Here is a 26,306-nt window from a genome sequence, read left to right on the forward strand (position 1 = left end):
AAAAACCCCCCCCCCCCCCCCCCGCGCCCCTACACCCCCCCCCCCCCCCCCCCCCCCCCCCCCCCCCCCCCCCGCCCCCCGGGCCCCCCCCCCCCCCCCCCCCCCACGACACCTCCTCTTTGGCCGGCAGGAGCGACACCTCACTTGTGGCGGCCAGAATCTGCTAACACCACCCCATGACCGCACCCGACGCGACCTCCCCCGCCAGGCCCGATACGACCCCCACCTCCTGGCGTGACAGCCTTGCCGTTTACCTGCAACGGCGGGTGCTGATCGTGCTGTTCCTCGGCTTCTCGTCCGGGCTGCCGCTGGCGCTGTCGGGCTCGACGCTGTTGGTGTGGATGCGGGAGTCGGGCGTCGATCTCAAGACCATCGGGCTGTTTGCGCTGGTCGGCACGCCCTACACGCTGAAATTCCTGTGGGCGCCGCTGGTCGATGCGATGCATGTGCCACTGTTCACGCGTGCGCTCGGGCGACGACGCGGTTGGCTGCTGTTCTCGCAATTGCTGCTGATCGTCGCGATCCTGCTGCTGGCGCTGACCGATCCCGCGCGCTCGCCGTTCTATGTCGCGCTCGGCGCATTGCTGGTGGCGACGGCCTCGTCGACGCAGGACATCGTGGTCGATGCCTTCCGCGTCGAGAGCCTGCCGGAAAGCGAGCAGGCCGCCGGCATGGCATCCTATGTCGCGGCCTATCGCATCGGCATGCTGGTCTCGACCGCCGGCGCGCTGTTCATTGTGTCGGGCTTCGAGAGCACCGGCATCACCCGCACATCCGCCTGGATGTGGGGTTATGTGGTGATGGCGGCGATGGTGCTGATCGGGACGATCACGGCGCTGATCGCGACCGAACCCGAGCAGTCGGTGCGGGCGGAAGCTGCGACGCAGACGCAAACCGCGTTCGCGCGCGTGCTGCACGCGGCGATCGGCGCCTTCTCGGAATTCCTGACGCGCAAGGACGCGCTTGCGGCACTCGCCTTCGTCGTGCTGTTCAAGTTCACCGACGCCTTCTCCGGCACGATGACCGCGCCGTTCGTGATCGACCTCGGCTTCTCCCGCAACGACTATGCCGCGATCGTGAAGGGTGTGGGCCTCGCTGCGACGCTGATCGGCGGCTTTGCCGGCGGCTTCGTCGCCCGGCGCTATTCGCTCGCGAGCAGCCTCTGGATCGGCGGCGTGGTGCAGGCGCTCGCGAACCTCTCCTTCTCCTGGCTCGCCTTCGTCGGCACCAGCCAATGGGCGCTCGCCTTCGCCATCACTTGTGAGAACTTCACCAGCGCCATCGGCACGGTGATCTTCGTCGCCTATCTCTCGGCGCTCTGCCAGAACCCGCTGCACACGGCGACGCAATATGCGCTGCTCACCGCGCTTGCCGCGGTGGGGCGGACCTATCTCTCGTCAGGCGCCGGCTTCGTGGCTGATACCACCGGCTGGCCGCTGTTCTTCGTGATCTGCATGCTGGTGGCGATCCCGAGCCTGGTGCTGCTGGCCTGGCTGCAGAAGCGCGGGCATTTCGATGCGTTGGGGCCGGTCAGGGTTTGACACTGCCCTCTCTCCTCGTCATTGCGAGCGAAGCGAAGCAATCCAGACTGCCGCCGCGGACACGATCTGGATTGCTTCGTCGCAAGAGCTCCTCGCAATGACGAACGGAGAGGGTAGCGCGCCCACCCCGCTACTGCTTCTTGATCAAACTCCACTTCGTGATCACGGCCTCGCTCATCTGGCCGGGATCGCTGGCGCAGGCGATCTCGTCGACCTTGACCGAGATCTCCTTGCCGGCGAACGTCTTCAACTGCGCGGCCTGGGCGTCGCCGCTGGGAACGAGCTGGAAGGTTTCGGGGCCGGTCTCGAGGTTGCACAGCCCGTTCGGCGGCGGCAGCCGGCGCGGCTCGGAGGTGATCTGGTACATCGCAACCCGCTTGCCGACGTTCTTGACGTCGCGCACTTTCATCGTGTTCAGCTCGCCCGACAGCACCTCGCCGGCATTGATCGGCTTGCCGGGCTTCGACGGCGGCGGAGCCCCATCGTCCTGCTGCGCGGAGATGGCCGGCGTCGCCAGCATCGCCATCGTCGCGACCAAAGCCCATCGTGTGGCGAAAAGTTTCGTCATGTCGTCCGTTCCGTGAGTCTGGATGGCTAGAACAGGGTACGCTGCCGCATCGCGGCCGATAGCGTGCCTTCATCGAGATAATCAAGCTCGCCGCCGACCGGCACACCATGGGCGAGCCGGGTTACTTTTACGTTGGCGTCCTGAAGCAGGTCGGTGATGTAATGGGCCGTGGTCTGGCCGTCGACCGTGGCATTCAGCGCCAGGATGACCTCGTGCACCTGCGCCTCATGCGCGCGCGCCACCAGCGCTTCGATGGTGAGGTCCTGCGGACCGACGCCGTCGAGCGGCGACAATGTCGCGCCCAGCACGTGATAGCGCCCTTGAGTGGCATTGGCCCGCTCCAGCGCCCAGAGATCGGCAACGTCGGCGACGACGACGATGATCGAGGGATCGCGCCTCGGATCGGTGCAGACCGTACAGGGACTTTGCGTGTCGATGTTGCCGCAGGTCTTGCAGACCTGGACCTTCTCGAGCGCGACCTGCATGGCCGAGGACAGCGGCATCATCAGCGCTTCGCGCTTCTTGATCAGATGCAGCGCGGCGCGCCGCGCCGAGCGCGGGCCGAGGCCCGGCAGCCGCGCGAGAAGCTGGACCAGCCGCTCGATTTCAGGACCCGCAACAGCGCCCATCCTACTGGCCGAACAGCCCCGACAGCCCCGGCGGCAGGCCGAGCCCGCCGGTGAGCGACTGCATCTTCTCCTGCATAGCGGCTTCCGCCTTGCGGCGGGCCTCGCCGAACGCGGTGACGAGCAGATCCTCGAGCACTTCGCGCTCTTCCGCCTTCATCAGCGAAGGATCGATCTTGACGCCCTTGACGTCCATCTTCGCGGTCATGCGCACAGCGACGAGACCGCCGCCGGAGATGCCCTCGACCTCGACGTTGGCGAGCTGATCCTGCATCTCCTGCATCTTGGATTGCAGCTGCTGCGCCTGCTTCATCATGCCGAATATATCGACCATCGGTGCTGTCCTTGAAAATCGGCTCTAGAGATCGTCGCCGTCGGAACCGTCGGGCGGATCGTCACTGCCATAGTCGGCATTAATATCGGATTCCGGCGCCTCGGGGGCAAGCCTGCGGACCTCGACGACCTTCGCACCCGGAAAACGCGACAGCACCTCGCGCACGCGCGGATCGGCCTCGGCGGTGCGCGCATGTTCCTGCTTGGCCGCCTGGTTCACCGAGCGCAGCGTGGGCTGGCCCGGCTCGTTGGAGACGATCACGGTCCAGCGGCGTCCGGTCCAGAGCTCGAATTTGCGCGCGAGATCGGAAATCATGGTCTTGGAGGCGTTGGGCTCGAGCGCGACTTCCAGCCGGCCTTCCTCGAAACGGACGAGGCGCATGTCGCCTTCGAGCGCGCCCTTGGTCAGGAGGTCGCGCTTCTGCCCGGCCAGCGCAACGAGCTGGGTGAAGCTCGTGACGCGCAACACGGGCGCGGCAGCTTGCGGATCCGGCGCGGGCGTTGCCATCTGCGGACGGGCACCACCGCCGCCGAAGGAGGACGGCGACGATGTCGGAATGCGAACTGGAGCCGCGGACGCCACCGGCCCGGCCGGCGCGCTGCGCGTGGCACCGCCGCCGCTCACGACCGGCGAACCGCCGCCGTTCTGCTCCAGCATCTTGATCGCTTCGTCCGGCGTCGGCAGGTCGGCGACATAGGCGATGCGCACCAGCACCATCTCGGCGGCAGCCGCGGGCCGCGTCGCGGCCTGCACCTCGGTGATGCCCTTGAGCAGCATCTGCCACATCCGCGACAGCACGCGCATCGAGATCTTCGAGGCGAAATCCCGTGCGCGCACACGCTCGGTCTCGCCATAGGCGACGTTGTCGGCGGTCGCCGGCACGATCTTCACGCGGGTGACGAAATTGACGAATTCGGCGAGATCCGAGAGCACGACGATCGGATCGGCGCCGACGTCGTATTGGTCGCGGAACTCCCTGAACGCGGATGCGATGTCGCCACGCGCCAGAGAATCGAAAAGATCGATGACACGGGTGCGGTCGGCGAGCCCCAGCATCTGCCTGACGGCATCGGCCTTCACGGTGCCCGCCGCATGCGCGATCGCCTGATCGAGCAGCGAGAGCGAATCGCGCACCGAGCCTTCCGCGGCGCGCGCGATGATGCCGAGCGCTTCAGGCTCGATCTCGACGTTTTCCTTGGCCGCGATGTTGGCGAGATGCTTCATCAGCACGTCGGCCTCGACGCGGCGCAGGTCAAAACGCTGGCAGCGCGACAGCACGGTCACCGGAACCTTGCGGATCTCCGTCGTGGCGAACACGAATTTGGCGTGCTCCGGCGGTTCCTCCAGCGTCTTCAGGAAGGCGTTGAACGCCGCTGTCGACAGCATGTGGACTTCGTCGATGATGTAGACCTTGTAGCGGGCGCTGGCCGGCGCGTAGCGGACGCTGTCATTGATCTGACGAACGTCGTCGACGCCGGTATGCGAGGCCGCGTCCATCTCCAGCACGTCCATGTGCCGGCTTTCCATGATCGCCTGACAATGCACGCCGAGCGTCGGCATCTGGACCGTCGGGCCCTTCACCGAGCCATCCGGCATCTCGTAGTTGAGCGCACGGGCAAGGATGCGCGCGGTGGTGGTCTTGCCGACCCCGCGGACGCCGGTGAGAATCCAGGCCTGCGGAATGCGGCCGGTCTCGAACGCATTGGAGACGGTGCGGACCACGGCCTCCTGGCCGATCAGATCGTCGAAGCTTGAAGGACGGTATTTCCGCGCCAGCACCCGGTAGGGCGTGCTGGCCTGGCCGGCGCTGTGAGGGTTGGGAGGGGCGCCAGCGTCGGTCATCGGTCGATCCGCAATGAAGTGTCTTTCGGCCGGCTTTGCGGAAAGGAGCGCGCTGGCGGCCCGAGCCGCCGGCGCAATTCGCTCGGAAAAACAGGTAGGAGACTGACGAGCGACCCGATCCGGACCTCGTTAGGGCTGCTTCCTTCCGGACCTGACCCGGTTGGCGAGTGGCTCGTCCACCGCCAATCTCCCGGTCCCTATTTGGGGCCAAAAGGACCGGAAAGCAAGCGGGTATCGGCTTGAACAGGCTGGGCTTCGTGGTGGCTTGCCCAGCATCCGGGCAATTCCCGGTCTGCCTAGCCGATAGGCTGTGCTTTCACTGCCGGAGGCGCCTTGGTAAGAACGCTGCCGGAACCCCTTCCAACAGAAAAGCGATTGATCCCAATGGTTACACGTCGTGATGTTGCATCGATTGTCGGACTTGGCGCGATGGCTGCGGCGACGCTGGCCTCCCCGGCCGTGGCGCAGACCGCCGATTCCAATGAATCGACCTTCGCCCGCATCCGCCGCACCAAGAAGATGCGCATCGGCGCGGTCGGCGGCGGCGCGCCCTATTACATGAAGGATCTTTCGACGGGCCAGTGGAAGGGATTTTACGTCGACATCGCCAAGGCGCTTGCCGAGGACATGGAGGCCGAGCTCGAGATCACCGAGACCACCTGGGGCAATTCGGTGCTCGACCTGCAGTCCAACAAGATCGACATCTTCTTCGGCCTCAACCCGACTCCGAAGCGTGCGCTGGTGGTCGACTTCTCGGTGCCGGTCTTCAACAACGCCTTCGGTATCCTCTGCAAGAAGGACTTCAAGCCGAAGAGCTGGGCCGAGCTGAACTCGCCCGACGTCAAGATCGCGGTCGACCAGGGCTCGTCGCACGACCAGGTCGTCAGCCGCCTGACGCCTAAGGCGCAGATCTCGCGGCTGAAGACTGCCGATGACGCCACCGCCGCGCTGCAGACCGGCCGCGTCGACGCGCAGTGCCTGATCACCATGCTGTCGCTGACGGTATTGAAGAAGAACCCCTCGCTCGGCCAGTTCGTGCTGCCGACGCCGATCTTTGCGACGACGTCGAACGCCGGCTTCCGCCGCGAGACCGACAAGACCTGGCGCGACTACGTCAACACCTGGATCGACTTCAACAAGGGCCTCGGCTTCATCCGCAACGCGATCATCACCAATATGGAGCTGGTGGGCGTGACCGAGGCGGACATCCCGCCGGGCGTGTCGTTGTAAGGTATGCTGAATTTGGATCGGGCTGGATCCCCGAGCGCCTGTGCTCCCCCTCTCCCGCTTGCGGGAGAGGGTTGGGGAGAGGGTGTCTCCTCTAGGGAGACTCCCCAAGAGGATAGAACCCTCACCCGTCGCTTCGCGCCGACCTCTCCCGCAAGCGGGAGAGGTGCACCGAGCATGCGGCTCGACTGTCTTCAATTCGCGCGCGACTGAGGTCCAAGATAATATGTATCAGTGGGATTTCGGCATCCTCTGGAGCTATCGCTGGCTCTTTCTCAACGGGCTCGGCGTCACCGTTGGCTTCACGTTGGTCATCGTTGTGCTCGGCCTCGTCTTCGGCCTGTTCGGCGCGTTCGGGACCCTGTCGCGCTTTCGCGCGGTGCGCCTTCTCGCGCTCACCTTCATCGAGGCGTTCCGCTGCACGCCGATCCTGGTGCAGCTGATCTGGTTCTATTACGCGCTGCCGATCCTGGCCGGCGTCGAGATGACGCCGATCACGGCCTCGGCGCTGGCGCTCTCGCTCTATGGCGGTTCGTTCTATTCGGAGATCATCCGCGGCGGCATCATCTCGATCGATCGCGGCCAGTCCGAAGCCGGCGCCGCGCTCGGCATGACCCCAGGCCAGAGCATGCGGCGCATCGTGCTGCCGCAGGCGATCAAGCGCATGATCCCGGCGCTGATGAACCAGTCGATCATCCAGTTCAAGAACACCTCGCTGGTCTCGGTGCTGGCGGTGCCCGACCTGGTCTATCAGAGCCAGGTCGCCGCCCATGACAGCTACCGTCCGCTGGAGACCTACACCGCCGTCGCGGTTGCCTATGCGGCGATCCTGATTCCCCTCACCATCATGGTCCGGCGCGGCGAGAAGCGACTGGCGGTCGGCGAATGAGCGACACCTCTTCCAAGATCGAGATCCGGGCGCTGCGCAAGAGCTTTGGCAGCAACGAAGTCCTGAAGAACATCAGCCTCGATGTCCCCAAGGGCGGCGTCGTCGCGCTGATCGGCCCGTCCGGCTCCGGCAAATCGACGCTGCTCCGCTGCATCAACCTCCTGGTGACGCCCGACGGCGGTAGCGTCCGCGTTGGCGACACGAGCTTTTCGTTCGGACAAGGCACAAAGCTGCCCGACGTGAAGACGCTGGCAGGATTCCGCGCCACCACCGGCATGGTGTTCCAGCATTTCAACCTGTTCCCGCACATGACGACGCTCCAGAATGTGATGGAGGGACCGGTCACGGTGCGGCGCATGGCCAGGGCGGACGCCGAGAAACTCGCACGAGCGCAACTCGTCAAGGTGGGCCTTGCAGAGAAGGCCGACCAATATCCGGCAACGCTCTCCGGCGGACAGAAGCAGCGCGTCGCGATTGCCCGGGCGCTTGCCATGGAGCCGGACGTGATGCTGTTCGACGAAGCCACCTCCGCACTCGATCCCGAGCTTGTCGGCGAGGTGCTCGCCGTGATCCAGCAGCTGGCGTCGGAGGGCATGACCATGGTGATCGTGACCCACGAGATCGCCTTTGCCCGCGAAGTCGCCGACCGTCTGATCTTCATGCGCGACGGCGTCGTGATCGAGGAAGGCCCGGCGCGGCAGGTGATCGACAATCCAAGAGAAGCTGCGACCCGCGCCTTCCTTAGCCATTTCCACCGCACCGGCGCATTGCCGCCGGCCACAACGGCATCGTGATGTCCGATATCAACCGCGTCTATCTCGTCACCGGCGCCGCCAGCGGCATCGGCCGCGCCACCGCAAGACTGCTCGCAACGCCCGGCACGGCGCTGCTGCTCCACACGCGCTCGAACGCAGAGGGTCTCGACGTCACGGCCGCGGAAGCCGAAGCGCAAGGTGCGATCGTCGCAAAATGCCTCGGCGATCTCGCCGAGGAGGCCGCGGTCACCGACGCCCTCGCCGCTACGCAAAGCGCCTTCGGCCGGCTCGACGGATTGATCCTGGTCGGCGGCCATGCCCGCCGCGGCAGCGCCATCGGTACGCCGGCGGATCAGTTCCGCAAGGCGATGGATGAATCGGCGCTGGCGTTCACGCGGTTGGTGGACGCCGCGCTCCCGCTGCTGCGTGCGGGACGAGATGCGCGGATCGTGGCAGTGTCGTCGTTCGTGGCGCACGCGATCCGGCCGGAGTTCGCACCCTTTGCAGCGACGGCCGCGAGCCGCTCCGCGCTCGAAGCGCTGGTGCGCCTCACCGCAGTCGAGCTCGCCGGGGAGGGCATCACCGTCAACGCCGTCGCGCCGGGCCTGATCATCAAGGACAAGCCCAGCGAAAGCCGGCTGTCACCCGAGCAGATCGCGGCGACCGAAGCACTGATCCCGATGAACCGCCGCGGGCGGCCGGAGGAAGTGGCCGAGATCATCGCCTTTCTGGCCTCCCCGAAAGCATCCTACGTCACCGGCCAGGTCTGGCACGTCAATGGAGGCCTGACATGACCGAAGCGACCGTCGCACGTCTCAGGCTGTTCCTGATCGAGAGCCCGATCAAGATGGCGCGCCTCCAGGGCGTTGGCAACGTCAAGGGCACGGTGAAACGCGTGCTGCTCGAACTGACGTCGAGCGACGGCGTGATCGGCTGGGGCGAGGCGGCACCGTGGGAAGTGTTCACGGGAACGCCGGAAGCAGCCTTCTCCGCGCTCGACATCTATTTGCGGCCGATCGTGATGGGCAAGTCGGTGCGTCGCATCCGCGCGCTGATGGCCGAGCTCGATCGTGCCTTGGTCGGACATGCCGAAGCCAAGGTCGCGATCGAAATGGCGCTGCTCGACATCGTCGGCAAGTCCTCGGGACTTTCGGTCGCTGACCTGCTCGGCGGCCGCGTGCGGGACACGATCCCGCTGTCGTTCTCCATCGCCGATCCGGATTTCACTGCCGATCTCGAACGCATGCGGAAGATGTTTCCGGACGGGAACGTCATCTACAAGGTCAAGACCGGCGTGAAGTCGCATCGCGAGGATCTCGATCATCTTGCGGCGATCCGGAAAGAATTCGGCGACAAGGTCGATCTTCGCGTCGATTACAACCAGGCCTTAGCGCCATTCGGCGCGATCAAGATCCTGCGCGACGTCGAGCAGTTTGCGCCGACCTTCATCGAGCAGCCGGTGCCGCGCAAATATCTCGACGTGATGGAGCAGCTGACCGCGGCGCTGGAGACGCCCGTGCTCGCCGACGAAAGCTGTTTCGACCGCCGCGACATGATGGAGGTGGTGCGCCGCGAGGCGGCTGATGCCGTCTCGATCAAGCTGATGAAGGCCGGCGGCCTGTTCGAGGCGCAGGCGATCATGGCGATCGCCGACATCGCCGGCCTGCCCGGCTATGGCGGCACACTGTGGGAGGGCGGCATCGGGCTCGCCGCGGGCACGCAGCTGATCGCGGCGACGCCGGGAATCTCGCTCGGTTGCGAATTCTACATGCCGCACCATGTACTGACCGAGGACGTGCTGGAAGAGCGCGTCGCCAATCGCGGCGGCCACGTCGTGGTGCCCGACGGCCCGGGCCTCGGCATCCGCGTCAGCGAAGCCTCGGTCCGCGCCAATGCGCGGGTGCTGGCGGAGGCGTAAAAGCACGCCCCCACCGTCGTCCTGGCGAAAGCCAGGACCCATTACCCCAAGGAGAAGTTTGTGGCACGAAGTCGGTAAACCCCGAATCTTCGCCAAGCCCAATCCTGTGGTAATGGGTCCTGGATCTGCGCTGCGCTTGTCCAGGACGACGATCGCGTATGCGGCCCCTGCGGAGCGCCATCCTTCCCCTATCGGAATCGCTGTCGTATGGTCGGAGCAAATATTCAGGGGTTCCGCCCCGCCATGCCCGATTCCCGTCGGGCCATCCGGAAATCTTCATGCCCGAACCCGCCTGGTCGCTGCACTCCCGCCTGAAAGAGGATACCATCGACATCGGCGATTTGCCGCTGTCCAAGGTATTGGTCATCAAGGACGCGCATTATCCCTGGCTGCTGCTGGTGCCGCGGCGCGCGGATACGGTCGAGATCATCGACCTCGACGAGGTGCAGCAGGCGCAATTGATGACCGAGATCTCCCGCGTCTCGCGCGCGCTGAAGGAGATCACCCAATGCGACAAGCTCAACATCGCGGCACTGGGCAACCTCGTGCCCCAGCTTCACGTCCACATCATCGCGCGCCGCACCAGTGACGCCGCCTGGCCGCGGCCGGTCTGGGGCGTGATGCAGCCCTTGGCGCACGACGCCACCGAGGTGCAGAGTTTCATCAGCGCGCTTCGCCGCAAGATCTGGTTGGGTTGAAAGAACAATAGATGTCAGCATTCGACTCGTTTCCGCTGGGGCAGCCGGCCTTCGTCACCAACATTCTCGACCGCGCCGCGCATCTGCGCCGCGACGACGAAAAGCTGTTCGCGATGGAGCAGAAGCCGACCTCGCGCGCCTATGTGGTCTACCGCGACTCGCTGCTGGTGAAGCGCGAAGGCGACAAGGTGCGCGCACTGCTCGGAATCGACGAGGCGCTGAAATGCGGCGCCAATCCCGGCACGATCTTCTTAGGCTTGCGCGACGGCGCCGCGATGTTCGGCATGGGCCTCTCGCAGGCCGCGTCCGAGAAGCTGATCGGGCGCGAGGACTACGCGCTCAGTGAGCTGCGCGGCATGGCGATGCAGGGCGCGGTGCCGCCGCAGGAGCTGTCGGCGATCGCGATGGCGAAGTCGATGGTGAGCTGGCATCAGCGCCATGGTTATTGCGCCAATTGCGGCACGCGCAGCGCGATGAAGGAAGGCGGCTGGAAGCGGGAGTGCCCGAGCTGCAAGGCCGAGCATTTCCCGCGCACCGATCCCGTCGTGATCATGCACGTCGCCTCCGGCGAAAGGTGCCTGCTCGGCCGCCAGAAACAGTTTCCGCCCGGCATGTATTCGTGCCTCGCCGGCTTCGTCGAGGCCGCCGAAACCATCGAGGACGCGGTACGCCGCGAGATCTTCGAAGAATCCGGAATCCGCTGCACCGACGTGCAGTATTACATGACCCAGCCCTGGCCCTATCCGTCGTCGCTCATGATCGGCTGCAGCGCGCGGGCCGTGAGCGAGGACATCGTCGTCGATCATTCCGAGCTGGAAGATGCGCGCTGGTTCACGCGCGAGGAGGCCGCCCTGATGCTGACGCGGACCCATCCCGACGGGCTCGCCGGTCCGCACCCGTTCGCCATCGCCCATCACTTGCTCGGCCGCTGGGTGCACGACAAGAGCTGAGACCGCCGATGGCGCACTCTGTGATCGCGCCGCGCATCCTCTGCATCGGCATTCCCGTGCGCGACCTGACCTTTCGGGTCGAGGCCGTGCCCGCGCGCGGCAGCAAGGCGAACGCCAGCCATCTCGCGGAGATCTGCGGCGGCAACGCGCTCAATGCCGCGATCGCCATCGCGCGGCTCGGCGGCCGCGTCTCCTTCGCGGGCCCCATGGGCGATGCGCAGGAGACGTCGAGCGGCTTCATTCTCGAGCGCATGAGATCCGAAAATATCGACACAAGCCATATCGTGCGCATACCTGATGCGACCACGCCCGTCTCTGCCATCATCATTGATGCGACGGGCGAGCGAACGCTCACGATCTATCGCGATCCGGCGCTGTGGACAGTCGAGCTGCCCGACGCCGACAAGCTGCTCGCCGATTGTCAGGCGGTCCTCGTCGAGAGCCGCTGCGCATCGTTCTGCACGGATCTCTGCACTGAGGCACGCCGGCGCGGCATTGCCGTCATCGTCGGCGTCGACCGCGCGATATCGTTGCAGGACGGACTGCTCACGGCCGCCTCGCACCTGCTGTTCGCCAGCGAACAGGTACAGGAGACAGCCGGCATCCCTGACGACGGCGAGGCGTTGCAGCGCCTGGCCGGACTCACGCCCGCCTTCCTCGCTGCCACCCGCGGCCCGCGTGGCACGATCTGGCTGAACGAGAGCGGCGAACTGGAGCAGACGCCGGCGTTTCCGGTTCAGGCCGTCGATACGCTCGGCGCCGGCGACGTCTTCCATGGCGCCTTCACGCTTCGCCTTGCCGAAGGCGGCGGCGTGCGGCAGGCGCTGCAATTCGCCGCGGCCGCCGCGGCGCTGAAATGCACCCGTCACGGCGGCGGCCTGGCCGCTCCGCAACGCGTTGAAGTTGAAGAGCTTTTGAACATGCCGCGCGGGACGACGCTCGGACGGATGCCGAGATTATAGACTTGCTATAGAAGGATTTTCTCTATATCAGGAAAAACGACCATTGATATGGAACAAAGTTCTTCAAATGACCGATCTCGCCGTCCCGCTCCCCGAGACCAGCCGCCGCCTCGACGCCATTGACCGCAAGATTCTGATGGTGCTGCAGGACGATGCCTCCCTCTCCGTCGCCGAGATCGGCGACCGCGTCGGCCTGTCCTCGACCCCCTGCTGGAAGCGCATCCAGCGCCTGGAGGCCGACGGCGTGATCACCAAGCGGGTGGCGCTGGTCGACCAGAACAAGATCGGGCTCGGCATCTCGGTGTTCGTGTCGGTCGAGAGCTCCGACCATTCCGACGCTTGGCTCAAGAAGTTCGCCGAAGCCGTCAGCGCCATGCCCGAGGTGATGGAGTTCTATCGCATGGCCGGCGACGTCGACTACATGCTGCGCGTCGTCGTCGCCGACATGCAGGCCTATGACGTGTTCTACAAGAAGCTGATCAGCGCCGTGCCGCTGAAGAACGTCACCTCGCGCTTCGCGATGGAGAAGATCAAGTCAGTCACCGCGCTGCCGATCCCGGCTGTGGTGGCGGGTTAAGGCTCACCACACGCAAACTGTCATCGCCGGCTTGACCGGGCGATCCAGTATTCCAGAGACGACGATGGGGTACGGATGAGCCGCGGCGTACTGGATGCCCCGGTCAAGCCGGGGCATGACAGCAAGTGAGGCTAGCCTCGCACCTCAAATCTTCTGATTGTACTCGCCGACTTCGGGATGGGTGCGCAGCACGCTGTTCACCATCTCGAACATGTCGTGCATGCGCTGCTCGGAGACCGGGCTCTCGACCACGACGACGAGTTCGGGCTTGTTGGAGGAGGCACGCACCAGGCCCCAGCTGCCGTCCTCGACCGTGACGCGAACGCCGTTGACGGTGACGAGATCGCGGATCGACTGGCCGCCGATCTTGGCGCCCTTCGTCTGCAAGCCCTCGAAGTGCTTCACCACCTTGTCGATGACGCCGTACTTCACCTCGTCGCCGCAATGCGGCGACATCGTCGGCGACGACCAGGTCTTCGGCAGCGCGTTCTTGAGATCGGCCATCGACTTGCCGGGGGCACGATCGAGCATGTCGCAGATCGCGAGCGCCGACACGAGACCGTCGTCATAGCCGCGTCCATACGGCTTGTTGAAGAAGAAGTGGCCGGACTTCTCGAAGCCGGCGAGCGCACCCGTCTCATGGGTGCGGCGCTTCATGTAGGAATGGCCGGTCTTCCAATAGGTGGTTTTTGCACCCTGCTTCTGCAACACCGGATCGGTGATGAACAGGCCGGTCGACTTCACGTCGACGATGAACTGCGCGTCCTTGTGGATCGCGGACATGTCGCGCGCCAGCATCACGCCGACCTTGTCGGCAAAGATCTCCTCGCCGGTGTTGTCGACCACGCCGCAGCGATCGCCGTCGCCGTCGAAGCCGAGGCCCACATCGGCCTTGTGCTGCAGCACCGCGTCGCGGATCGCATGCAGCATCTCCATGTCTTCGGGGTTCGGATTGTATTTCGGGAAGGTGTGGTCGAGCTCGGTGTCGAGCGGGATCACCTCGCAGCCGATCGCCTCCAGCACCTGCGGCGCGAACGCGCCGGCGGTGCCATTGCCGCAGGCCGCGACGACCTTGAGCTTGCGCTTGAGCTTCGGACGGCTGGTGAGATCGGCGATGTAGCGCGCCGGATAATTCTCGTGGAATTGATAGGAGCCGCCGGCCTTGTTCTTGAACTCGGCGCCCAGCACGATCTCCTTCAGCCGCGTCATCTCGTCGGGGCCGAAGGTCAGCGGGCGGTTGGCGCCCATCTTCACGCCGGTCCAGCCATTGTCGTTGTGCGAGGCCGTGACCATGGCGCAGCAGGGCACGTCGAGGTCGAACTGCGCGAAATAGGCCATCGGCGTCACCGCGAGCCCGATGTCGTGCACCTTGCAGCCTGCCGCCATCAGGCCGGAGATCAGCGCATATTTGATCGAGGCCGAATAGCCGCGGAAATCATGACCGGTGACGATCTCCTGACTGACGCCGAGCTCCGCGATCAGCGCGCCCAACCCCATGCCGAGCGCCTGGATTCCCATCAGGTTGATTTCCTTCTGGAACAGCCAGCGCGCGTCGTATTCGCGAAAGCCCGTGGCCTTCACCATCGGCTCGGATTCGAAGGCATAGGTGTTGGGCAGCAACACGGATTTCGGCTTGGGGAACATTGAGACGGTCTCGTGAAAAAGAGCCAGATTTGATGCAGCCTTAGCGAATGCCGGGCTGCAGCGGAAGGCGGGAATGGCAGCTTATGGATGATAATTGCGGCAGTTTGGTAACGGGAAAATCTAACCGCGAGAGCGGTCGGAATAGAGATTTTCTTGAAATATGCGGTCGCTGGAGCCTTTGGGAGACCCTTACTGCTCCAGCACCATCTGACCGTTGGCGTACTCAAAACGCCTGAGGCGGGAGAGGAAGGAGAGGCCGAGCAGGTTCTCGGACAGCGCCTCGTCGGGCAGCACCATGGCATCGACATCGCGCACGATTAGGCCGCCGATATCGAGCATGGCGATGCGGGTGCGCGCGGCCTTGATGGTGCCGTTGGCGGTGGAGACGGTGGCGTTGTAATCGCTGCGCGAGGGGCGCAGGCCGAAGCGGGCGGCCGAGGTCTCGTTCAGCGCAACCACGGAGGCGCCGGTGTCGACCATGAAGCCGATGCGCTGGCCTTCGATCCGGCCTTCAGTCTGGAAGTGGCCGCGGCCGTCGCGAGGGATGTTGAGGCTGCGGCCGCCGGCCGGCGCGATGGACGCGACTGCTACCGTGCGCGGCACCGACGTCGCCGAGGCGGAGCTCATCCTGTCCGCCATCTGCGCCATGAAGGTGCCGAGGCCGATCATGATCGCCGCGAAAATCATTATGTTACGCATCACACCAGTTCCGAGCCGGAAGGCTCGATTTCACCACGCGGCAGGCCTGTCCGCGAGCGACGCTGCGGCCAGAGCTGTGCTATTTTGACGAAAAGGATGAGCGGACGGTTAATGCGCCGGTGTCGCAGATACGGCATATCCTCATCCTGAGGAGCCCGCGAAGCGGGCGTCTCGAAGGATGGCCGCGGGTGAAAGGCGGGCCTACATGGTTCGAGACGCGCGTTCCGCGCTCCTCACCATGAGGGTCTTCTTGCGCCTCACGTGCCGCGCGGCTTGACCCGCCGGGTCGGCAGCGCATTCGCCGGATCTTCCGGCCAGGGATGGCGCGGGTAGCGGCCGCGCAAATCGGAGCGCACGGCGCTGTAGCTGCCGCGCCAGAAACCGGGGAGATCGCGTGTCACCTGCACTGGGCGCTGCGCCGGCGACAGCAGCTCCAGCACCAGCGGCACCTTGCCGGCGGCGATCGACGGATGAGTGTTGAGGCCGAACAATTCCTGGAGCCGCACCGCGATGGTCGGCCCCTGCTCGGCTTCATAGTCGATCGCGAGCACGCTGCCGGTCGGCGCCTCGAAATGCGTCGGCGCCTCGCGGTCGAGCCGCGCGCGCATCTCCCACGGCAACAATGTCATCAGCGCGTCGGAGAGTTCGCCGGCGGACATATCCTTCAGCGCGATCTTGTCGTAGAGCGCCGGCACCAGCCAATCGTCGCGCCGCGCGATCAATCCGTCGTCCGAGAGATCAGGCCAGCTGTCGCCCTCGGCCTTGCGCAAAAACATCACGCGATCGCGCCATTGTTTGGCTGCCTTCGACCAGGGCAGCCGGTCGAGGCCGGCGGCGATCAGCCCGTCCGCGAAGATGCGCGCAGTGTCCTCCGAGGGCGAGACGGCAAGCGTCGCCTCGGAGAGCGTGATCGCGTGCAGCGCGCGCTTGCGCCGCGCCCGCAACGCCATCGCGCCGCGATCGAACGATATCTCCTCGACGGATTCGATGTGCTCGGCGAAATGCTGCTCGATCTCGTCCTGGGTGATTTGCGCGGCGAGCAGAATGCGCCCGCTCGCCGCCGTGCCGGTCATTTCGCCGATCGCGATATAGGGTGCACGGGCGAGCGAGGAGGTTTGATCCACGGCAGCGCCCCGGCCGTTGGCGAGCACGAAGCTGCCATTGCCGCGGTTGCGCGCGACGCGATCCGGGAAGGCGTAGGCGAGCATCAGGCCGGTCGAGAGACCCCCTTCTCCGGTCGCCGCCTTCTCCGACGCCGCCACCTGCGAGGCCCAGCGCCGGGCGAGGTCGCGCGCGCTTGCGGTACGCGGGGAGCGGTCGCGGCGGAACTGATCGCGCCGGTGCTCGAGATCGACGCTGTCGCCGCCGAGCCCGCGCTCGGTGATGATGGCGGCGATCTCGGCGGCGGCCTCGCCCTCGCCGGCACGATGCGAATCCACGATCATGCGCGCGAGCCGCGGCGGCAGCGCCAGCGCACGCAGGCTCTTGCCCTCCGCCGTGATGCGGCCATCGGCATCGAGCGCGTTGAGCTCGCAGAGCAGGCTTTTTGCTTCCTTCCAGGCCGGCTGCGGCGGCGGGTCGAGAAAAGATAACGCGGCGGGATCGGACACGCCCCATTGCGCGAGATCGAGTACCAGCGAGGACAGATCGGCGCTGAGTATCTCGGGCTGGGTGTAGGGCGCGAGCGAGGCCGTCTGAGGTTCGTCCCAGAGCCGGTAGCAGACACCGGGCTCGGTCCGGCCGGCGCGGCCGCGGCGCTGGTCAGCCGCCGCGCGCGAGACGCGCACGGTCTCGAGCCGGGTCAGGCCGATGTCGGGCTCGTAGCGCGGCACGCGGGCGAGACCGGAATCGACCACGATGCGCACGCCCTCGATGGTGAGCGAGGTCTCCGCGATCGAGGTCGCCAGCACCACCTTGCGCGTGCCCTTGGGCGCCGGCGAGATAGCCCGATCCTGCACGGCGGCGTCGAGTGCGCCGAACAGCGGCACGATTTCGATCGAAGCGTCCTGCACGCGCTCGGCGAGGAGGTTCTGGGTGCGGCGGATTTCGGCGGCGCCCGGCAGGAACGCCAGCACCGAGCCGGCATCGGCCCGCAGCGCCGAGGCGATCGCATCCGCCATCTGCCGCTCCACCGGCGCGTCCGCCTTGCGGCCGAGATAGCGCGTCTCGACCGGAAAGGCGCGGCCCTCGCTTTCGACGACGGGCGCTTCGCCGAGCAATCTTGCCACGCGGGCGCCATCGAGCGTTGCCGACATCACGAGGATGCGTAAATCCTCACGCAGGCCGGTTTGCGCATCGCGCGCCAGCGCGAGGCCCATGTCGGCATCGAGCGAGCGCTCGTGGAATTCGTCGAACAGGACGGCGGCGATGCCCGACAGCTCGGGATCGTCGAGGATCTGGCGGGTAAAGATGCCCTCCGTCACCACCTCGATGCGGGTCGCGCGCGAGATCTTCGAGCCGAAGCGGACGCGATAGCCGACAGTCTCCCCAGCGCGCTCGCCGAGCGATTTGGCCATGCGGTCGGCGCTGGCGCGCGCCGCGATGCGCCGCGGCTCCAGCACGATGATCTTCTTGCCTTTGGCCCAGGGGGCATCGAGCAGCGCCAGGGGCACGCGCGTTGTCTTGCCGGCGCCCGGGGGCGCCACCAGCACGGCGGCATTATGCGCCTCCAGCGTGCGCGAGAGGTCGTCGAGCACGGCATCGATCGGGAGGGGCGTGTCGAAACTGCGGGGCAAATATCTCGCTTCCGTCATCACCCGCCTTGTGCGCACTTGCGCACCGGTGCGGGTGATCCAGTAAACTCGGATCCCGGCTATTACGAAGATCGCGGATTGCTGGATACCCCGCCTTCGCGGGGTATGACAATCATATGTGGCTATCAGCCCTGCACCGGCGGTCGTCCAATGCTCTCATAGACGAAACCGGCCGCAGCCATCTCCTCGGGGCGGTAGATGTTGCGCAGATCGACGATGACGGGCTGGGCCATGGTCGCCTTCAGCCGGTCGAGGTCGAGCGCCCGGAACTGCACCCATTCGGTGACGATCACGATCGCATCGGCGCCTTCCGCGCAGGAATAGGCGTCCTCGCAATAGGTGATGCTGGGCAGCTCGCTCTTCGCCTGCTCCATCCCGACGGGATCGAAGGCCTTCACCTTCGCGCCCATGTCGATCAGGCCGGTCACCAGCGGGATCGACGGCGCATCGCGCATGTCGTCGGTGTCGGGCTTGAAGGTGAGGCCGAGCACGGCGATGGTCTTGCCGCGCAGCGAGCCGCCGAGCGCCTGGCTCACTTTTCGCGCCATCGCGCGCTTGCGGTTCTCGTTGACCGCCAGCACGGATTCGACGATGCGCAAGGACACATCGTAGTCCTGCGCGATCTTGATCAGCGCCTTGGTGTCCTTCGGGAAGCACGAGCCGCCGAAGCCGGGACCGGCATGCAGGAATTTGGTACCGATGCGGTTGTCCAGGCCAATGCCGCGCGCGACCTCCTGCACGTTGGCGCCGACCTTTTCGGAGAGGTCCGCGATCTCGTTGATGAAGGTGATCTTGGTCGCGAGGAACGCGTTGGCGGCGTATTTGATCATCTCGGCGGTGCGGCGTTCCGTGAACATCAGCGGCGCCTGATTCAGCGACAGCGGCCGATAGATGTCGCTCATCACCTTGCGGCCGCGCTCGTTGGCGGTGCCGACGACGATGCGGTCGGGGAATTTGAAGTCGCGGATCGCCGCGCCCTCGCGCAGGAATTCGGGATTCGAGGCGACGACCACGTCGGCCTTGGGATTGGTCTCGCGGATGATGCGCTCGACCTCGTCGCCGGTGCCGACCGGGACGGTCGATTTGGTCACGACGACGGTGAAGCCGGACAGCGACTGCGCGATCTCTTTCGCGGCGGCATAAACGTAGGACAGATCGGCGTGGCCGTCACCGCGGCGCGACGGCGTGCCGACCGCGATGAAGACAGCATCGGCATCCGCGACCGGCTTGGACAAATCGGTGGTGAACTCCAGCCGCTTGGCCTTCACATTCGTCGCGACCAGTTCGTCAAGCCCGGGCTCGTAGATCGGGATCTCGCCGCGATGAAGGGCCGCGATCTTCTTCTCGTCCTTGTCGACGCAGATGACGTCGTGACCGAAATCCGCAAAGCAGGCCCCGGACACCAGTCCCACATAGCCCGTGCCGATCATAGCAATGCGCATGAAAAACCCTGTTTGGCTTGGTTAACAAAACCCCTATTCCAAGGCGGTTTAGCATTTTCCCGGGGTGAGGGAACAGCCCGCGTACAAAAAACGGCACAGCACTTGTACCGGTAAAGAAATCGTAAGCCGCAAGGCGGCAAACTGCCCCGCGTTCACGCAGATCCTGGCGGAACACGCCTCAAAAAGAGACACCATGGCACCATCAGGCACAATCGCCGCGAGCGGGGGACTCAAGGCCCCGGCTGCTGCGCGTGTCGATTGGGTCGATTACGCCAAAGGCATCTGCATCGTCATGGTCGTGATGATGCATTCGGTGCTCGGGGTCGAGCTTGCTGCCGGTGAGACCGGTTTCATGCATGTTTTGGTGGCCTTCGCGAAGCCATTCCGGATGCCGGATTTCTTCCTGATTTCGGGCCTGTTCCTGCCACTGGTGATCGACCGGGACTGGCGAACCTATCTCGACCGCAAGGTGGTGCATTTCGCCTATTTCTATGTCGTCTGGGTGACAATCCAGTTCGGCTTCAAGGCCCCCGCATTCGCGGCGGAAACGAGCTGGCGCGACGCCGGCTTGCTGTATCTGGAATCCTTCGTCGAGCCGTTCGGCACGCTATGGTTCATCTACCTCCTGCCGATCTTCTTCGTCGTCACAAAACTGACACGACGAGTCCCGCCGCCCGCGATCTGGCTCATCGCGGCCGCACTGGAGACGGCGCGGGTCGCAACGGGCTGGACCGCGATCGACGAGTTCTGCGCGCGTTTCGTCTATTTCTATTCGGGCTATCTGTTCGCGCCCTACGTGTTCGCGCTGTCGGACCGCGCGCGCAATCATCCCGCATGGGCGCTGGCAGCGCTCGCGACATGGGCGCTGGTCAATGCCGGCCTCGTTGCGCTCGGGGCCAGCGAATGGAAAATCGTATCGCTCGTGCTCGGCTTCGCCGGGGCCTGCGCCATCATCACGATGGGCACGCTGCTTGCACGCGTGCAATGGCTGAATGTCTTCCGCTTCTGCGGCGAGCATTCGATCGTGATCTATCTCGCCTTCTTCCTGCCGATGGCGGCGACACGGACGCTGCTATTGCGCACGGGCATCATTCCCGACATCGGTGCGGTGTCGCTGATCGTGACCATCGCCGGCGTGATCGGCTCGCTCGCAATCTGGCAGATCGCTCTGCGGCTTGGCGGCAATTTCCTGTTCGAGCGGCCCGATGCGTTCTGCATCGCGCCGAAGAAGACAGAGGCGCGATTGCAGGCGGCGGAGTGATGCTCTGTTGTCATCCCCGCGAAGGCGGGGATCCAGTATTCCAGAGGCAGCAGTCGTATACGGATAAGCCGCAGCGTACTCGATTCCCCGCCTTCGCGGGGAATGACAGCGGGGGATGCGGGAAATGACAGTGGGGATAGCGGCATCCGCAAGCCAAAAATCCACCTCCCGAGGCTGTCAAATCCCGCAAAAATTCATACATTGCGGCCATGCCCAAGAGCTCCCCAAAGACCACCGCCCAAGCTGACACCAAGGCTGCCGCGCCCAAGGCCGCCGAAACCAAGCCCGCTGCAGCGACAGCTGCTGCCAAGCCCGTCGCCGCCAAGGCCGCCGGCAAGGGCGACCATGTTTTCCTGGTCGACGGTTCCGGCTACATCTTCCGCGCCTATCACGCGCTGCCGCCGATGAACCGCAAGTCCGACGGCTTGCAGGTCAATGCCGTGCTCGGCTTCTGCAACATGCTGTGGAAGCTGTTGCGCGAGATGCCCGAGGACAACCGGCCGACGCATCTGGCGATCATTTTCGACAAGTCGGAAATCACCTTCCGCAACAAGATCTATCCTGAGTACAAGGCGCACCGGGCGCCGGCGCCGGACGATCTGATCCCGCAATTTTCGCTGATCCGCGAAGCGGTACGCGCCTTCGACCTGCCTTGCCTGGAACAGGTCGGCTTCGAGGCCGACGATCTGATTGCGACCTATGTGCGGCAGGCCTGCGAGCGCGGCGCGAGCGCGACGATCGTGTCCTCCGACAAGGACCTGATGCAGCTCGTCACCGATTGCGTCACCATGTACGACACCATGAAGGACCGCCGCATCGGCATCCCCGAGGTGATCGAGAAGTTTGGCGTGCCGCCGGAGAAGGTGGTGGAAGTGCAGGCACTGGCCGGCGATTCCACCGACAACGTTCCGGGCGTGCCCGGCATCGGCATCAAGACCGCGGCGCAGTTGATCGTCGAATATGGCGATCTCGAGCAGCTGCTGTTCCGCGCCACCGAAATCAAGCAGCCGAAGCGGCGCGAGGCGCTGATCGAGCACGCCGAGAAGGCGCGCATCTCGCGGCAGCTCGTATTGCTCGACGACAAGGTCGACCTCGAAGTCCCGCTGGACGATCTCGCCGTCCACGAGCCCGATGCGCGCAAGCTGATCGCGTTCCTGAAGGCGATGGAATTTTCCACGCTGACGCGCCGCGTCGCCGAGTTCTCGCAGATCGATCCGGCCAACGTCGATGCCGATCCAGGCTATTCCAGCGGCGCCAGCGTGTTCTCGCCGCTGCCGCCTTCGGACGTCGTGCCAGCCCCGGGAACCGGCGCGCCGCCGCAAGCGCCAGTGGGCCAGCGCAACGCATCGGCGACCAAGGAGGACAAGGCCGCGAGCCCGAAGGGCGCGCCGATTTCTCTCGCCGCCGCGCGCGAAGAGGCTTTGCGCAAGCTCCCGGTTGACCGCAGCAAGTACCAGGCGATCAAGAGCCTCGCGGAACTGAACGCCTTCATCGCGCGCATCCATGATGCCGGCCATGTCGCGGTCGAGATCCGGGCAAACTCGATCGACCCGATGCAGGCCGATCTCTGCGGCATCGCGCTGGCGCTGGCGCCGAACGAGGCCTGCTACGTGCCGCTGGCGCACAAGCAGTCCGGTGGCGGTGCCGGCCTGTTCGACGCGGGCCTCGCGCCCGATCAGGTCAAGCATGCCGAGGCGGTCGAGGCGTTGCGGCCGGTGCTGGAATCGTCAGGCATTCTCAAGATCGGCTTCGACGTCAAATTCACCGCGGTGATGCTGGCGCAGCACGGCATCACACTGCGCAACACCGACGATGCGCAGCTGATCTCGTACGTGCTCGATGCCGGCCGCGGCTCGCATGCGCTGGAGCAGCTGTCCGAGCGCTGGTTCGGTCACGCCATGCTCAAGGAAAACGAGCTGCTCGGCAGCGGCAAGGGCAAGATCACGTTCGACCAGGTGCCGATCGACAAGGCCGCGTCGCTGTCGGCGGAGGGCGCCGACGTGACCTTGCGGGTCTGGCGCGTGCTGAAGCCGCGCCTTGTCGCCGAGCACATGACCACGGTCTACGAGACGCTGGAACGCCCGTTGGTCGCAGTGCTCGCACGCATGGAGCGGCGCGGCATCTCGATCGACCGCCAGGTGCTGTCGCGTCTCTCCGGCGATTTCGCCCAGACCGCGTCGCGCGTCGAGGCCGAGATCCAGCAGATCGCGGGCGAGCCCGTCAATGTCGGCAGCCCGAAGCAGATCGGCGACATCCTGTTCGGCAAGATGGGACTGTCCGGCGGCACCAAGACCAAGACCGGCGCATGGTCCACCACCGCGCAGGTGCTCGACGAGCTCGCCGAGCAGGGCCACGACCTCCCGAAGAAAATTCTGGAGTGGCGCCAGGTCTCCAAGCTGAAATCGACCTACACCGACGCACTGCCGACCTACGTGAATCCCCAGACCCACCGCGTCCACACGACCTACGCGCTGGCCGCGACCACGACGGGCCGGCTGTCGTCGAACGAGCCGAATTTGCAGAACATTCCGGTGCGCACCGAGGACGGACGCAAGATCCGGCGCGCCTTCATCGCGACGCCAGGGCACAAGCTGGTCTCCGCCGACTATTCGCAGATCGAGCTGCGGCTGCTCGCCGAGATCGCGGACATTCCCGTGCTGCAGCAGGCGTTCCGCGACGGCCTCGACATTCACGCCATGACGGCATCGGAAATGTTCGGCGTGCCGATCAAGGGCATGCCGAGCGAAATCCGGCGCCGCGCCAAGGCGATCAATTTCGGCATCATCTACGGCATTTCGGCATTCGGCCTCGCCAACCAGCTCGGCATCGCGCGCGAGGAAGCCTCCGCCTACATCAAGAAGTACTTCGAGCGCTTCCCCGGCATCCGCGCCTACATGGACGAGACGCGCGACTTTTGCCGCAGCCACGGCTACGTCACCACGCTGTTCGGACGGAAGATGTACTATCCCGACATCAAGGCCTCGAACGCCTCGGTGCGCGCCTTCAACGAGCGCGCCGCGATCAACGCCCGGCTCCAGGGCACCGCCGCCGACATCATCCGCCGTGCCATGACGCGGATGGAGGCTGCGCTGGCCGAGAAGAAGCTGTCGGCGCAGATGCTGCTCCAGGTGCATGACGAATTGATCTTCGAGGTGCCCGACGCGGAGGTCGAGGCCACGCTCCCCGTCGTGCAGCACGTGATGCAGGACGCGCCGTTCCCGGCCGTGCTGCTCTCGGTGCCTTTGCATGTCGATGCACGCGCGGCGAACAATTGGGACGAGGCGCACTGATCCGTCACCGTGATCGAGTCCAGAGGCGAACTGCGTGAGTGATCTCAGCCCGCTGCTCGCCTTCGCGCTGACGGCGCTCGTCATCGAGATCACGCCCGGTCCCAACATGACCTATCTCGCCGCGCTGTCGCTCTCGCGCGGCACGCGCACGGGCTTTGCCGCGGTGGCCGGCATCGCGCTCGGGCTGATGACTTATGGCGTGATCGCGGCCTTCGGCCTCGCCGCGGCGATCGACCATTCGCCGTGGCTTTATGGCCTGCTGCGATGGGGTGGCGTCGCCTATCTGCTGTGGCTTGCCTGGGACGCGTGGTCGGGCAAGGAGGACGCTTCGCCGGGCAGGACGGTCGGTGCCGACGCGCGACCGTGGCCGGCGTTCCGGCGCGGCCTGATCACCAACCTGCTCAACCCGAAAGCCGCGATGTTCTACGTGGCGGTGTTGCCGGAGTTCGTGCGCGCCGATGCCGGCTCCGTGGTCCGGCAGACGCTGATGCTCAGCGTCATCTACGTGATGATCGCCACGCTGATCCATGCGGCGATCGTCGCGCTGGCGGGCTCGCTGCAATCGACCATCGACGTCGCGAACAACCGCAACGTGGTGCGGCGCTTGTTCGCCCTGGCACTGGTCGCGATAGCGGTCTGGTTCGCGTTCACCACCGGCCGGTCGGGTTGAATTGTCCTCCGTGCAATTGCGCGATGGCCCGACCGCGCCACCCATATTAGAACCGTGCCGTCTCCCGCACCGGTTCAGCCATGCCCCACACCTCCGCCCTGCTCGGCTTCGCCCTCGTCTGCCTCGGCCTCGTGCTCACGCCGGGGCCGAACATGATCTACCTGATCTCGCGTTCGATCACGCAAGGGCCGGCGGCGGGCATCGTCTCGCTCGGCGGCGTGGCGCTCGGCTTCGTGTTCTACATGCTGTGCGCGGCATTCGGCATCACGGCGCTGCTGCTCGCCGTTCCCTTTGCCTATGACGCGCTGCGCTTTGCCGGCGCCGGTTATCTGTTGTGGCTGGCCTGGCAGGCGGTGAAGCCGGGCGGTCGCTCGCCGTTCCAGGTGAAGCAGCTTGCGATCGACAGCCCGCGCAAATTGTTCGCAATGGGGTTCGTCACCAATCTGCTCAACCCGAAGATCGCGATGCTTTATCTCGCGCTGCTGCCGCAGTTCATCGATCCCGCCGCCGGCAGCGTGCTGACGCAGTCGGTGGTGCTCGGCGCGATCCAGATCGCGATCAGCGTCAGCGTGAATGCCATGATCGCGCTCGCGGCAGGATCGATCGCGCTATTTCTCGCAAGCCGGCCAAGCTGGATGCTGGTGCAGCGCTGGCTGATGGGCACGGTGCTGGCCGGGCTTGCGGTGCGGATGGCGGTCGAGGCGCGGAAGGTGTGAGGCGCAACGCTGTCATGCCCCGCGAAGGCGGGCATCCAGTACGCCGCGGCCTCTCGGTAAATCACCACCCCCTCTGGAATACTGGATCGCCCGCCTTCGCGGGCGATGACACCGTCAGTTCAATCCAGCTTGGCCTCCATGCCCCGCTTCACCGCCGGGCGTGCCATCAGGGCCTCGTACCAGCGCTTCACGTGGGGGAAGTCGGCCAGGTCAACCTTGTGGCGAGGGTGACGCCAGGCCCAGCCCAGGATGGCAAAATCGGCAACCGAGAGCTCGCCGGCGACGAAATCGCGGGCCTCTAGCCGGCGATCGAGGACGCCGTAGAGCCGTCGCGTCTCCGCCATGTAGCGCTTGAGGCCGTAGGCGCGGTCCTGCTCGTTCTCGAGCGCGATGAAATGGTGCACCTGGCCCGGCATCGGCCCGAAACCGCCCATCTGCCACATCAGCCATTCATAGACGGGGATGCGGCCTGAAAGCGATTTCGGCAGGAATTTGCCGGTCTTCTCGCCGAGATAAAGCAGGATCGCGCCCGACTCGAAGATGCTGACGGGCTTGCCGTCCGGGCCATCAGGATCGAGGATCGCGGGGATCTTGTTGTTGGGCGAGAGCTTCAGGAACTGCGGCGCCATCTGTTCGCCCTTGCTGATATTCACCGGGATCACCCTGTAGGGCAGCCCCATCTCCTCCAGCGCGACCGAGATCTTGCGGCCATTCGGCGTATTCCAGGTGTGCAGCTCGATGGTCATTTTCGCGTGTCCTTGCCCAGCCTTCTTGCCGGTTTTCTTGCCCGAGATATCCGGCATCCACCTACTCCAGAAGGTTGCACCCCCACAACCGGCGGGCCGGGATGGCCGATCCCTGTTGACGGGGGAAGCCCCCTCTGGAATGTCGGGGCCGTCGCGGATAAATTCCGCCACTTCCAAAAATGCTCCCGAGGGCCCGCC

The 26,306-nt window shown here is 65.4% G+C and carries 23 protein-coding genes and 1 other RNA gene; 14 read left to right on the forward strand and 10 right to left on the reverse strand.

Going from position 1 to position 26,306, the window contains the following annotated elements; all coding sequences use genetic code 11:
* Positions 1-176 precede the first annotated feature (176 nt).
* Complete coding sequence (locus tag AC0L3A_RS24035) at positions 177-1,541, forward strand: AmpG family muropeptide MFS transporter (protein WP_354126961.1); 1,365 nt, start codon at positions 177-179, stop codon at positions 1,539-1,541.
* Positions 1,542-1,671: 130 nt separating this feature from the next.
* Here the strand turns inward: AC0L3A_RS24035 and AC0L3A_RS24040 are convergent, their stop codons facing one another.
* From AC0L3A_RS24040 to ffs, 5 genes are all read right to left on the reverse strand, one after another.
* Positions 1,672-2,109 carry a hypothetical protein gene (locus tag AC0L3A_RS24040; protein WP_354126962.1) on the reverse strand — a complete coding sequence of 146 codons (438 nt, stop codon included), beginning with the start codon at positions 2,107-2,109 and terminating at the stop codon, positions 1,672-1,674.
* 26 nt (positions 2,110-2,135) lie between these two features.
* Positions 2,136-2,738, reverse strand: coding sequence for a recombination mediator RecR (recR, locus tag AC0L3A_RS24045; RefSeq protein WP_007604678.1), 603 nt, complete (start codon positions 2,736-2,738; stop codon positions 2,136-2,138).
* Position 2,739: 1 nt separating this feature from the next.
* Positions 2,740-3,069, reverse strand: a complete 330-nt coding sequence (locus AC0L3A_RS24050) for a YbaB/EbfC family nucleoid-associated protein (protein WP_007597704.1) — start codon at positions 3,067-3,069, stop codon at positions 2,740-2,742.
* Positions 3,070-3,093: 24 nt separating this feature from the next.
* The gene (locus tag AC0L3A_RS24055; RefSeq protein WP_007597705.1) at positions 3,094-4,911 is read right to left on the reverse strand and encodes a DNA polymerase III subunit gamma/tau; all 1,818 of its coding nucleotides are present in this window, start codon (positions 4,909-4,911) and stop codon (positions 3,094-3,096) included.
* 94 nt (positions 4,912-5,005) lie between these two features.
* Positions 5,006-5,102, reverse strand: an RNA gene (gene ffs, locus AC0L3A_RS24060) — signal recognition particle sRNA small type.
* 193 nt (positions 5,103-5,295) lie between these two features.
* Here ffs and AC0L3A_RS24065 point away from each other — a divergent pair.
* From AC0L3A_RS24065 to AC0L3A_RS24105, 9 genes are all read left to right on the forward strand, one after another.
* A complete protein-coding gene (locus tag AC0L3A_RS24065; RefSeq protein WP_035993754.1) occupies positions 5,296-6,141 on the forward strand; it encodes a transporter substrate-binding domain-containing protein in 846 nt (281 codons plus the stop codon).
* A gap of 223 nt (positions 6,142-6,364) precedes the next feature.
* Positions 6,365-7,027: an amino acid ABC transporter permease gene (locus AC0L3A_RS24070; protein ID WP_354126963.1), complete on the forward strand. Its 663-nt coding sequence runs from the start codon at positions 6,365-6,367 to the stop codon at positions 7,025-7,027.
* Positions 7,024-7,821, forward strand: a complete 798-nt coding sequence (locus AC0L3A_RS24075; protein WP_354126964.1) for an amino acid ABC transporter ATP-binding protein — start codon at positions 7,024-7,026, stop codon at positions 7,819-7,821. Before AC0L3A_RS24070 ends, AC0L3A_RS24075 begins: the two co-directional genes overlap by 4 nt.
* Positions 7,821-8,576, forward strand: a complete 756-nt coding sequence (locus AC0L3A_RS24080) for an SDR family NAD(P)-dependent oxidoreductase (RefSeq protein WP_007597709.1) — start codon at positions 7,821-7,823, stop codon at positions 8,574-8,576. The genes AC0L3A_RS24075 and AC0L3A_RS24080 overlap by 1 nt, the downstream gene beginning before the upstream one ends.
* Entirely contained in the window at positions 8,573-9,700 is a 1,128-nt protein-coding gene (locus tag AC0L3A_RS24085; protein WP_473255326.1) for a muconate cycloisomerase family protein, read from the forward strand. Before AC0L3A_RS24080 ends, AC0L3A_RS24085 begins: the two co-directional genes overlap by 4 nt.
* A 278-nt stretch (positions 9,701-9,978) precedes the next feature.
* Positions 9,979-10,398, forward strand: a complete 420-nt coding sequence (locus tag AC0L3A_RS24090) for an HIT domain-containing protein (protein WP_007597711.1) — start codon at positions 9,979-9,981, stop codon at positions 10,396-10,398.
* 11 nt (positions 10,399-10,409) lie between these two features.
* Positions 10,410-11,348, forward strand: a complete 939-nt coding sequence (gene nudC / locus AC0L3A_RS24095; protein WP_007597712.1) for an NAD(+) diphosphatase — start codon at positions 10,410-10,412, stop codon at positions 11,346-11,348.
* 8 nt (positions 11,349-11,356) lie between these two features.
* On the forward strand, positions 11,357-12,310 hold the full coding sequence (locus AC0L3A_RS24100; protein WP_473255327.1) for a sugar kinase: 954 nt from the start codon (positions 11,357-11,359) through the stop codon (positions 12,308-12,310).
* Between the two features lie 67 nt (positions 12,311-12,377).
* A complete protein-coding gene (locus tag AC0L3A_RS24105; RefSeq protein ID WP_354126968.1) occupies positions 12,378-12,887 on the forward strand; it encodes an Lrp/AsnC family transcriptional regulator in 510 nt (169 codons plus the stop codon).
* A gap of 144 nt (positions 12,888-13,031) precedes the next feature.
* Here AC0L3A_RS24105 and AC0L3A_RS24110 read toward each other — a convergent pair whose 3' ends face one another.
* The 4 genes from AC0L3A_RS24110 to AC0L3A_RS24125 form a co-directional block, all read right to left on the reverse strand.
* Positions 13,032-14,531 carry a phosphomannomutase/phosphoglucomutase gene (locus AC0L3A_RS24110; RefSeq protein WP_354162476.1) on the reverse strand — a complete coding sequence of 500 codons (1,500 nt, stop codon included), beginning with the start codon at positions 14,529-14,531 and terminating at the stop codon, positions 13,032-13,034.
* A gap of 189 nt (positions 14,532-14,720) precedes the next feature.
* Positions 14,721-15,230: a TIGR02281 family clan AA aspartic protease gene (locus AC0L3A_RS24115; RefSeq protein ID WP_219682997.1), complete on the reverse strand. Its 510-nt coding sequence runs from the start codon at positions 15,228-15,230 to the stop codon at positions 14,721-14,723.
* A 257-nt stretch (positions 15,231-15,487) separates the two neighbouring features.
* Complete coding sequence (gene hrpB / locus AC0L3A_RS24120; RefSeq protein WP_473255349.1) at positions 15,488-17,965, reverse strand: ATP-dependent helicase HrpB; 2,478 nt, start codon at positions 17,963-17,965, stop codon at positions 15,488-15,490.
* Between the two features lie 143 nt (positions 17,966-18,108).
* A complete protein-coding gene (locus tag AC0L3A_RS24125) occupies positions 18,109-19,425 on the reverse strand; it encodes a UDP-glucose dehydrogenase family protein (protein ID WP_473255328.1) in 1,317 nt (438 codons plus the stop codon).
* A 193-nt stretch (positions 19,426-19,618) separates the two neighbouring features.
* Between AC0L3A_RS24125 and AC0L3A_RS24130 the strand changes: the two genes are divergently transcribed.
* From AC0L3A_RS24130 to AC0L3A_RS24145, 4 genes are all read left to right on the forward strand, one after another.
* A complete protein-coding gene (locus tag AC0L3A_RS24130; RefSeq protein ID WP_473255329.1) occupies positions 19,619-20,686 on the forward strand; it encodes an acyltransferase family protein in 1,068 nt (355 codons plus the stop codon).
* Between the two features lie 209 nt (positions 20,687-20,895).
* Complete coding sequence (gene polA / locus AC0L3A_RS24135; protein WP_354200020.1) at positions 20,896-23,976, forward strand: DNA polymerase I; 3,081 nt, start codon at positions 20,896-20,898, stop codon at positions 23,974-23,976.
* 34 nt (positions 23,977-24,010) lie between these two features.
* Positions 24,011-24,646: a LysE family translocator gene (locus AC0L3A_RS24140; protein ID WP_473255330.1), complete on the forward strand. Its 636-nt coding sequence runs from the start codon at positions 24,011-24,013 to the stop codon at positions 24,644-24,646.
* An 80-nt stretch (positions 24,647-24,726) separates the two neighbouring features.
* Positions 24,727-25,362: a LysE family translocator gene (locus tag AC0L3A_RS24145; RefSeq protein ID WP_473255331.1), complete on the forward strand. Its 636-nt coding sequence runs from the start codon at positions 24,727-24,729 to the stop codon at positions 25,360-25,362.
* A 119-nt stretch (positions 25,363-25,481) separates the two neighbouring features.
* Here AC0L3A_RS24145 and AC0L3A_RS24150 read toward each other — a convergent pair whose 3' ends face one another.
* A complete protein-coding gene (locus AC0L3A_RS24150; protein ID WP_035995324.1) occupies positions 25,482-26,108 on the reverse strand; it encodes a glutathione S-transferase family protein in 627 nt (208 codons plus the stop codon).
* Positions 26,109-26,306: the final 198 nt, after the last annotated feature.

This window comes from Bradyrhizobium sp. MI1.3, from assembly GCF_055811695.1.

Excerpts from the sequence above, each read along its gene's own strand:
- AC0L3A_RS24035 (WP_354126961.1), top strand. The coding sequence starts at position 177 with ATGACCGCACCCGACGCGACCTCCCCCGCCAGGCCCGATACGACCCCC.
- AC0L3A_RS24040 (WP_354126962.1), bottom strand. The coding sequence starts at position 2,109 with ATGACGAAACTTTTCGCCACACGATGGGCTTTGGTCGCGACGATGGCG.
- recR (WP_007604678.1), bottom strand. The coding sequence starts at position 2,738 with ATGGGCGCTGTTGCGGGTCCTGAAATCGAGCGGCTGGTCCAGCTTCTC.
- AC0L3A_RS24050 (WP_007597704.1), bottom strand. The coding sequence starts at position 3,069 with ATGGTCGATATATTCGGCATGATGAAGCAGGCGCAGCAGCTGCAATCC.
- AC0L3A_RS24055 (WP_007597705.1), bottom strand. The coding sequence starts at position 4,911 with ATGACCGACGCTGGCGCCCCTCCCAACCCTCACAGCGCCGGCCAGGCC.
- AC0L3A_RS24065 (WP_035993754.1), top strand. The coding sequence starts at position 5,296 with ATGGTTACACGTCGTGATGTTGCATCGATTGTCGGACTTGGCGCGATG.
- AC0L3A_RS24070 (WP_354126963.1), top strand. The coding sequence starts at position 6,365 with ATGTATCAGTGGGATTTCGGCATCCTCTGGAGCTATCGCTGGCTCTTT.
- AC0L3A_RS24075 (WP_354126964.1), top strand. The coding sequence starts at position 7,024 with ATGAGCGACACCTCTTCCAAGATCGAGATCCGGGCGCTGCGCAAGAGC.
- AC0L3A_RS24080 (WP_007597709.1), top strand. The coding sequence starts at position 7,821 with ATGTCCGATATCAACCGCGTCTATCTCGTCACCGGCGCCGCCAGCGGC.
- AC0L3A_RS24085 (WP_473255326.1), top strand. The coding sequence starts at position 8,573 with ATGACCGAAGCGACCGTCGCACGTCTCAGGCTGTTCCTGATCGAGAGC.
- AC0L3A_RS24090 (WP_007597711.1), top strand. The coding sequence starts at position 9,979 with ATGCCCGAACCCGCCTGGTCGCTGCACTCCCGCCTGAAAGAGGATACC.
- nudC (WP_007597712.1), top strand. The coding sequence starts at position 10,410 with ATGTCAGCATTCGACTCGTTTCCGCTGGGGCAGCCGGCCTTCGTCACC.
- AC0L3A_RS24100 (WP_473255327.1), top strand. The coding sequence starts at position 11,357 with ATGGCGCACTCTGTGATCGCGCCGCGCATCCTCTGCATCGGCATTCCC.
- AC0L3A_RS24105 (WP_354126968.1), top strand. The coding sequence starts at position 12,378 with ATGACCGATCTCGCCGTCCCGCTCCCCGAGACCAGCCGCCGCCTCGAC.
- AC0L3A_RS24110 (WP_354162476.1), bottom strand. The coding sequence starts at position 14,531 with ATGTTCCCCAAGCCGAAATCCGTGTTGCTGCCCAACACCTATGCCTTC.
- AC0L3A_RS24115 (WP_219682997.1), bottom strand. The coding sequence starts at position 15,230 with ATGCGTAACATAATGATTTTCGCGGCGATCATGATCGGCCTCGGCACC.
- AC0L3A_RS24125 (WP_473255328.1), bottom strand. The coding sequence starts at position 19,425 with ATGCGCATTGCTATGATCGGCACGGGCTATGTGGGACTGGTGTCCGGG.
- AC0L3A_RS24130 (WP_473255329.1), top strand. The coding sequence starts at position 19,619 with ATGGCACCATCAGGCACAATCGCCGCGAGCGGGGGACTCAAGGCCCCG.
- polA (WP_354200020.1), top strand. The coding sequence starts at position 20,896 with ATGCCCAAGAGCTCCCCAAAGACCACCGCCCAAGCTGACACCAAGGCT.
- AC0L3A_RS24145 (WP_473255331.1), top strand. The coding sequence starts at position 24,727 with ATGCCCCACACCTCCGCCCTGCTCGGCTTCGCCCTCGTCTGCCTCGGC.
- AC0L3A_RS24150 (WP_035995324.1), bottom strand. The coding sequence starts at position 26,108 with ATGACCATCGAGCTGCACACCTGGAATACGCCGAATGGCCGCAAGATC.